Raw genomic sequence first — 7,378 nt, 5'->3', positions numbered from 1 at the left:
TGATAGTGCGGATCTCCCGTGTGAAAGTAGGTAATCGTCAGGCTCCTCATGCAGCAACAAAAACCCCACCCCCAAACAGGTGGGGTTTTTGCATTTCTGCAGCGTTGGCGCGCGAGAAAGTCTTGCTTACATCACGACGCAAGCACCAAATCCCCTCCAGTCGTCCGTCTCAAGCCCGTCTAAAACTCACATCGACCGTTTACCTCGTCGCCTCGAAATACTGTATAAATATACAGTACAAAAGGGGTGCCGAATGCTCTGGGCATGAGCAGGCTCTTGCATTCGGGTGGACGGGGAAGACTCATGGGTGCAGCACTTTCACTGCTCGATATCGGGCTGACATCGCGCCTGCAACAGCAGCTTTGGCAAGGCGAGCAGGTCGGCGTGTCGGACGCGGGTGTCGTTTCGAGTGGCTATCGGGCGCTCGATCTGGTCTTGCCAAATACCGGCTGGATGGCCGGCGCCGTCACTGAATTGCTTATCGAAGAATGCGGGGTCGGCGAGGTCAGGCTGCTCGCGCGTTCGCTTCGTGAGTTGGTGACGAAAAGAGGCCGCACCGTCATCTTCGTAGCGCCTCCCTGGATGCCCAATCCAGCAGCGTTCCGGTCGATGAACATCGCGCCGGGCAAGCTGGTCTGGGTCAAAGCGCCCGAGGATCAGGTGCTATGGGCGGCCGAGCAATCGCTCAAACAGGATGGCAGTGGCGCGGTCTTGATCTGGCTGCCCAAGGCGCGGCCCGATGCGCTGCGTCGTTTGCAAGTGGCCGCTCAGGACTCGCAGTCGCTGGTGTTTCTGTTCCGTCCGCTCGATGCCGCGAAGCAATCCTCCGCGGCACCATTGCGCATCGTCTGCAAACCGGTGCTGCCTGCGCACGCGCAGACAATGAATCGTCGCGAATGGATGCAGGTGGTCATGCTCGAAATCGACATCATCAAGCGGCGTGGTCCGTTGCTGGAGAAACCGCTGCAGTTGCGTTTGCCGCTGCAAATGCCGGCCTTGCCCGAGCACATTCGTCGCGCGGATCAAGCCAGGAGAGCACGAGAGGTCAATCATGTTGTGGATAGCGGTGACATTGCCGCTTTTATCGCTCGAAGCAGTCAGGCCGCCATCGATGCCGTCGATCTCGACGAATTCGACCTCGCCTGGAACGGGCTCGATGCCCGGTGAAGCGCTCGTCGGCAATTCGGTTGCGAACGCGGACGATTCCGGTCAGCCATGTTTTGCGCTCGCGGATCACGCGCGCATTCTGCTGCCCGATCTCGTCGCGTTCCGCCTCGGCGTGCGCCCGGGCAGCACGCGCTCGCATGCGTTCGCGCTCGCGCCGCGGCTCACTTTGCTTGCCGTCGATATCAGCGAAGAGCAGCGCGCTCTCGAAGCAGTGGCGTTGTCCTTGCTCGCGTTCACGCCGAAGGTCGTGCTTGCACATGCGAATACCGTGTTGCTGGAAGTCGGCGCGAGCATGCGGCTTTTCGGCGGCTTGCGCAGCCTCTTTGCAAAGGTGCGCTCCACGGTGAAAGATTGTGGCTTCACGTCCCGGATGGGCTGTGCGCCGACCGCGTGGGGCGCGTGGCTCCTTGCGCACGCGCGCACGCGACGAGTGGCGAAACGCGTTCGTATTGTGAAAGAGGCAACGCTCGTGCGCGCGCTCGATGCCTTGCCGGTGTCTCTCGTGCCGTCGGCGGCATCGCATGGCAATGCGTTCGAGCAGATTGGTTGCGTGACGCTCGCCGACTTGCGTCGCTTGCCGCGCAAAGGCGTGGCGCGGCGTTTCGGGCAGGGCATTCTGCAATGGCTCGCGCAAGCTTACGGGCAGGCGCCCGATCCACGCGAAGCGTTTTGCGCGCCGGCATCGTTCGAGGCGAAACTCGAGTTGCAGGCGCGCGTCGAAAACGCCGATGCGCTGTTGTTTGCGGCACGCCGGCTCGTGTTGCAACTCGCCGGTTGGCTGAACGCGCATCACTCGGCGGTCAGCGAGTTTTCGCTTTTGCTCGAACATGAATTGGCGGCGCGCAACGCACCCAAGACATCGACGCTCAAGATTGCATGGGCTGTGCCGACGCGCGATGCCGAGCACATTCTCTGGCTGCTGCGCGAAAAGCTGAATCAAGCAACCTTGATCGCGCCGGTGATCGAGATGAAGCTTTTGGCCGACAAGGTCAGCGAGCACGAGCCGCCCGCCGATACGCTTTTCCCCATGCCGGGTTCCGATGCCGACTCGATGGCGCAGTTGCTGGAGCGTCTGAGCGCGCGACTCGGCGCGGAAAATGTCGTGCAATTGAGCGAGCGGGAGGATCATCGGCCGGAAGCGGCGGTGACGGTCGAAACGTATCAGCCTGAACGTAAGGCCAAGCCCAAGCGCGGAAAAAAGTCGCGCGCGAAAGAGGGCGTCGAAGCGCCGACGCCAGACGACACGGAAGAAGAAAGCGCGGAATCGTTCGAGCTTCCCGACCAAGCCGTGCCTTCGCAGCCGCGGCCATCGTGGATTCTCGAAACGCCGCAAAAGCTGATGTTGCGCAACGAGCGGCCGTTCTATCGTCGCGCGTTGAAGCTCATCAGCCGGACCGAGCGTATCGAAGCGGGCTGGTGGGACGGCAACGGCGTTCAACGCGATTACTACGTCGCCTCCGACGATTGCGGCCGCATGTTCTGGGTGTATCGCGAGCGTCTGACGGGCGACTGGTTTCTCCACGGTTTTTTCGGATGACGCCGCCATGGAAGATTTGAGCGACCTCATCGGCCTGGGCGGTGGCGACGGCAAAGGCAAGTTCTCCGGCGCGATGTCCGCGTCGGCGTTCTTGCCTGGTTACGCGGAACTGCATTGCCTGAGCAACTTCTCGTTCCTGCGCGGCGCTTCGCATCCGCAGGAACTGGCGGCCGCCGCGCTCGAACACGGCTATACCGCGCTAGCAATCACGGACGAATGTTCGCTTGCAGGCGTCGTGCGCGCGTACGGCGCGATCAAGGAGATCGAGACGCGGGCGCAAGCCGCAGCCGACGCGGCGCGAAAGGCCGGCGAGCCATCGCCCAAGCAGGCAACGTTGAAGCTGATAATCGGCAGTGAATTGCATCTCACCGATGCCAACGGCGAGCCGTTTTGCACGCTCATTGCGCTGGCGACCAATCGCGAGGGATACGGCAATTTGTCGGAGCTGATTTCGCTTGCGCGCTCGCGTTCGCCGAAGGGAACGTATCGGATCGGTCCGGAAGATTTCACGAATCCCGCCGCCACTCCGCCCGACTCGTTCGATGCCACCGATTTACGCGGCGATATCGCGCATCTGAAGCATCTGCCGCACTGTCTCTTGATTCTGGTTCCGCAACGCTCGGCCACGCTTGCCGATACGCTCGATCGCGCTCATTGGCTTGGAAGTTTCGCCGCTGGCCGCGCGTGGCTTGCGCTGGAGTTGTGGCAGGACGGCAGCGACGATGAACGTCTCGCTTCGTGCCGCGTGATTTCGAAGGCGAGCGGTTTGCCTCTCGTTGCGGCAAGCGGCGCGCTGATGCACGCGCGTTCGCGCAAGCCCTTGCAGGACACGTTGACGGCAATCCGCCTCAATCGTCCGCTGGCCGAATGCGGTTACGCGCTCGAAGCGAACGCGGAGCGGCATCTGCGTACACGCTTGCGCATCGGCGCGTTGTATCCGAAAGAAGCGATTGCCGAGACCTTGAAGGTCGCGAAGCGCTGCACCTTCGAGCTCGATGAATTGCGCTACGAATATCCCGAGGAACTCGTGCCGCCCGGCGAAACGCCAGGCAGTTATCTGCGCAAAAACGTGATCGCGGGCGCGCTCAAACGCTGGCCGAACGGATTGAGCGTGGAGACCATCGGGCAGATCGAAAAGGAGTTGGAACTCGTCGCGGACCTGAAGTACGAGAAGTATTTTCTGACGGTCTACGACATCGTCGCGTTCGCGCGCAGCCGGAAAATCTTGTGTCAGGGGCGCGGCTCGGCGGCCAATTCGATCATCTGTTATTGCCTTTACATCACGGAGATCAATCCGGTCGAGATGAGCATGCTGGTCGAGCGCTTCATTTCGCGCGCGCGTAACGAACCGCCGGATATCGATGTCGACTTCGAACATCAGCGGCGCGAGGAAGTCATCCAGTACATCTATCAGAAGTACGGGCGGCATCGCGCGTCGCTCGCGGCGTCGCTCACCACGTATCACACGAGGAGTGCGCTCAAGGATGTCGGCAAGGCGCTGGGATTGGATGCGTCGCTCATCGAACGTATCGGCAAGTCGCAGCAGTGGTGGGATGGTCCGTCCGCGGTGGCCGGTTATCTGAAGGAAGCGGGTTTCAACGAAGACTCGCACGTGACGAAGCATCTGATCCGGCTTACGCGCGAGTTGCGCGGCTTTCCGCGTCACTTGTCGCAGCACGTCGGCGGTTTCGTGATCGCGCGCGAACGCTTGTCGCGCCTCGTGCCGATTGAAAACGCCGCAATGAAGGATCGCTGCGTGATTCAGTGGGATAAGGACGACATCGATCAGCTCAAGCTGTTGAAGGTCGATGTGCTCGCGCTCGGCATGCTCTCCGCGATCCGGCGCGCGCTCGAATTCATCGCGCTGCGGCGTGGCGTGCCGGATTTCGGCATGACGCATGTGCGTCGCGACGACAAGGCCGTCTACGAGATGTGCTGCCGCGCGGACACGGTCGGCGTGTTCCAGATCGAATCGCGCGCGCAGCAGAGCATGCTGCCGCGTCTTCGGCCCAACAAGTACTACGACCTCGTGATCGAAGTGGCGATCGTGCGGCCCGGTCCAATTCAGGGCGGCATGGTGCATCCGTATCTGCGCCGCAAGCAAGGGCTCGAGGAAGCGGAGTATCCGAAGGAAGAACTGCGGCCCGTGCTCGAACGTACACTCGGCGTGCCGATTTTCCAGGAACAGGTGATGAAGCTCGCGATGGTCGCCGCAGGCTATAGCGCGGAACAGGCCGATCAGCTACGCCGCGCGATGGCCGCATGGCGACGCGGCGGTCATCTGGAAAAGTATCAGGCCGATCTGATGACGAAGATGCTCGCGCGCGGCTACGAGGAAGAGTTCGCGGCGCGCGTGTGCAAGCAGATCGAGGGTTTCGGCGAATACGGTTTTCCCGAGAGTCATTCGGCGAGTTTCGCGCTGCTCGTCTATGTCAGCGCGTGGATCAAGCGCTACGAACCGGCGGCGTTTCTGGCCGGCTTGCTGAATAGCCAGCCGCTCGGCTTTTATTCGCCATCGCAGCTCGTGCAGGACGCGCGGCGTCATGGCGTGCAGGTGTTCGCGCCGGATGTGTCGCTGAGCGACTGGGAATCGGTGCTGGAAATGCCGCCTGGCGATGGCGTGCGCGTCTTGCAGGATGCCGAAAAGCAGCGGCGGCGTCAGCAGTTCTACGGCACACCTTGCCCGGATCAGGTATTTCGCAAGACCATGCGACGCGGCGCGCGCAAGCTCAAAAAGCGCGTCAGGCTCGATGCCCAGGCGTACGGCGCGGGCGGTCCGGGCGTGCGCATCGGGCTGCAACTGATCAAGGGTTTTTCACAAGCGGCGGCCGAGCGGATCATGGCGGCGCGCGCTCAAGCACCATTCGTCGATGTCGACGATCTCACGCGTCGCGCGGCCCTGTCGCGTCGCGAACTCGAAGCGCTCGCGGCGGGCAATGCGCTGCAAAGCATCGCGGGGCATCGGCGTCAGGCTTGGTGGGCGGTGACCGCGCAGCAGCGCGCGCCGGAATTGCTGCGCGATGCGCCGATGACCGAAGCGCCGCTCGCGTTGCCGGAAGCATCGGAAGGCCGCGAGATTGTCGACGACTACGCGAGTCTCGGGCTCACGCTCAATCGTCATCCGCTCGCCTTGCTGCGCGAGCGGCTCGCGCGCCAGCGTTTCAAAAGCGCCGCTGAACTCGGCGAGACTCGCAACGGCCGCTTCGTGCGGGCGTGCGGCATCGTCACGGTGCGGCAGCGGCCGGGCACGGCGAACGGCACGATCTTCCTGTCGCTCGAGGACGAAACCGGCTCGATCAACGTGATCGTCTGGCCGGGGCTCGTCGAGAAACAGCGCAAGGTGTTGCTGGGCGCGTCGCTGCTCGGCGTGCAAGGCGTCTGGCAAAAAGAAGGCGATGTGCGGCATCTGGTGGCGCAGCGGCTCGAAGACCATAGCGCGCTGCTTGGCCGGCTCGCCGCGCCGAGCCGCGACTTTCACTGAGCTTGCTCGGGATATCGAGCGAGCAGATGCGCGATCGCGGTATCGAAAGGCGTGCGCCGTCCAATCCCGAGCGCTTCGAGCCGCCCCGAATCGAGATGACAGTCGCGCGGGCGCGGTGTCGCGTCCATGGGCGTGGTTTGAGCGACGAGCTTCGCGTCGAGTTTCAGTACTCGCGCGATGCGCTCGGCGATATCGAACTTGGTCATCGGCTCGTCGCCGGACCATTGCGCGATGCCCGAGATCGTCTCGCCTTGCGCGTGCTGTTCGAGCATGCCGCGGATTACCACGGCGACATCGGGCGTGTAGGTCGGATAGCGGGTCGCCCAGGCGTCCATTGGCGCGGGCGCGTTCGCGGCATCGGCCGATCGGACGATGGCGGGCGTGAGGCTCGTCACCGCCGATTCACTCCAGTCGACAACCGGACCGTAGAGCAACGGCAGCCGCAGCACGCATGAAGCCGGATCGCACGCGAGTAGCGCGCGCTCGCCATCCAGCTTGCTATGGCCGTAGGCGTTGAGCGGCGCGGGCGCGTCGTCGGGAAAGTAGGGCGGCGAGGTGCCGTCGAACACGTAGTCGGTCGAGATCGACAATACCCAGGCGCCGAGCGCGCGGGCTTCGGTCGCGATTGTCTGCAAGGCATCGACGTTGAGCGCGCGGGCGAGAGCGGGATCGTTCTCGCACACATCCGGACGGCGCTCGGCCGCGGCGACCACGACGGCATTCGGCTTCTCGCTCCGCAGAAAGGCGCGCACGGCGTCGTGATCGCGAATATCGAGCGACACGCTGCCCGCATCGCCATGCCGATGCGTCGTGCGCACGACGCACCAGTCATGCGCCTCGACCGCGTTTTTCAGCTCGGCGCCGACCGCGCGCCCCAGCAAACCCGACGCGCCGATGAGCGCAACGGTAAAGCGTTCGCTGGCGCTCATGCGGACGCGGCGCCTTTGACGGTGTAGCCGGCGTCGTCGATTGCGTCGATCAACGCCTCATTCGTCTGCGATGACTCGACTGTCACGCGGCCACGTTCGAGATCGACGCGCACTTGCGCTTGCGGATCGATTTCATGAATCGAGCGCGTTACGGCGGCGACGCAATGCTGGCAACTCATGCCCTGAACTTCGAACTCGGTCATCCCGGTTTCCTCGCTTGAAAATTGGATCGATGACAACATCGTATACCTTGCCATGATGGGA

5 protein-coding genes are annotated in these 7,378 nt (G+C 63.0%); 3 read left to right on the top strand and 2 right to left on the bottom strand.

From position 1 onward, the window contains the following. Window positions 1-303 precede the first annotated feature (303 nt). The 3 genes from imuA to NCR98_RS08320 are packed head-to-tail and all read left to right on the top strand — an operon-like array spanning window position 304 to window position 6,185. Entirely contained in the window at window positions 304-1,167 is an 864-nt protein-coding gene (gene imuA, locus NCR98_RS08330) for a translesion DNA synthesis-associated protein ImuA (protein WP_250525954.1), read from the top strand. Beyond that, window positions 1,052-2,704 carry a Y-family DNA polymerase gene (locus NCR98_RS08325; protein ID WP_250525953.1) on the top strand — a complete coding sequence of 551 codons (1,653 nt, stop codon included), beginning with the start codon at window positions 1,052-1,054 and terminating at the stop codon, window positions 2,702-2,704. The genes imuA and NCR98_RS08325 overlap by 116 nt, the downstream gene beginning before the upstream one ends. Before the next feature lie 7 nt (window positions 2,705-2,711). Continuing rightward, window positions 2,712-6,185 carry an error-prone DNA polymerase gene (locus tag NCR98_RS08320; RefSeq protein ID WP_250525952.1) on the top strand — a complete coding sequence of 1,158 codons (3,474 nt, stop codon included), beginning with the start codon at window positions 2,712-2,714 and terminating at the stop codon, window positions 6,183-6,185. On the opposite strand, the gene NCR98_RS08315 is transcribed toward NCR98_RS08320, so the two are convergent. Continuing rightward, window positions 6,179-7,114 carry a dTDP-4-dehydrorhamnose reductase family protein gene (locus NCR98_RS08315; protein WP_250525951.1) on the bottom strand — a complete coding sequence of 312 codons (936 nt, stop codon included), beginning with the start codon at window positions 7,112-7,114 and terminating at the stop codon, window positions 6,179-6,181. The two genes, NCR98_RS08320 and NCR98_RS08315, sit on opposite strands and share 7 nt — an antisense overlap. Then, window positions 7,111-7,317, bottom strand: a complete 207-nt coding sequence (locus NCR98_RS08310) for a heavy-metal-associated domain-containing protein (RefSeq protein ID WP_250492507.1) — start codon at window positions 7,315-7,317, stop codon at window positions 7,111-7,113. The genes NCR98_RS08315 and NCR98_RS08310 overlap by 4 nt, the downstream gene beginning before the upstream one ends. Window positions 7,318-7,378: the final 61 nt, after the last annotated feature.

Origin of the sequence: Caballeronia sp. GAWG2-1 (assembly GCF_023631405.1) — a bacterium.
Lineage (GTDB): Bacteria > Pseudomonadota > Gammaproteobacteria > Burkholderiales > Burkholderiaceae > Caballeronia.
The sequence above is the reverse complement of the archived record's forward strand: the minus strand, read 5'-3'. Positions and strand labels throughout refer to the sequence as shown.

What these genes read in the sequence shown, in the direction of transcription:
- NCR98_RS08325 (WP_250525953.1), top strand. Translation starts at nt 1,052, where the DNA reads ATGTTGTGGATAGCGGTGACATTGCCGCTTTTATCGCTCGAAGCAGTC.
- NCR98_RS08310 (WP_250492507.1), bottom strand. Translation starts at nt 7,317, where the DNA reads ATGACCGAGTTCGAAGTTCAGGGCATGAGTTGCCAGCATTGCGTCGCC.
- NCR98_RS08320 (WP_250525952.1), top strand. Translation starts at nt 2,712, where the DNA reads ATGGAAGATTTGAGCGACCTCATCGGCCTGGGCGGTGGCGACGGCAAA.
- NCR98_RS08315 (WP_250525951.1), bottom strand. Translation starts at nt 7,114, where the DNA reads ATGAGCGCCAGCGAACGCTTTACCGTTGCGCTCATCGGCGCGTCGGGT.
- imuA (WP_250525954.1), top strand. Translation starts at nt 304, where the DNA reads ATGGGTGCAGCACTTTCACTGCTCGATATCGGGCTGACATCGCGCCTG.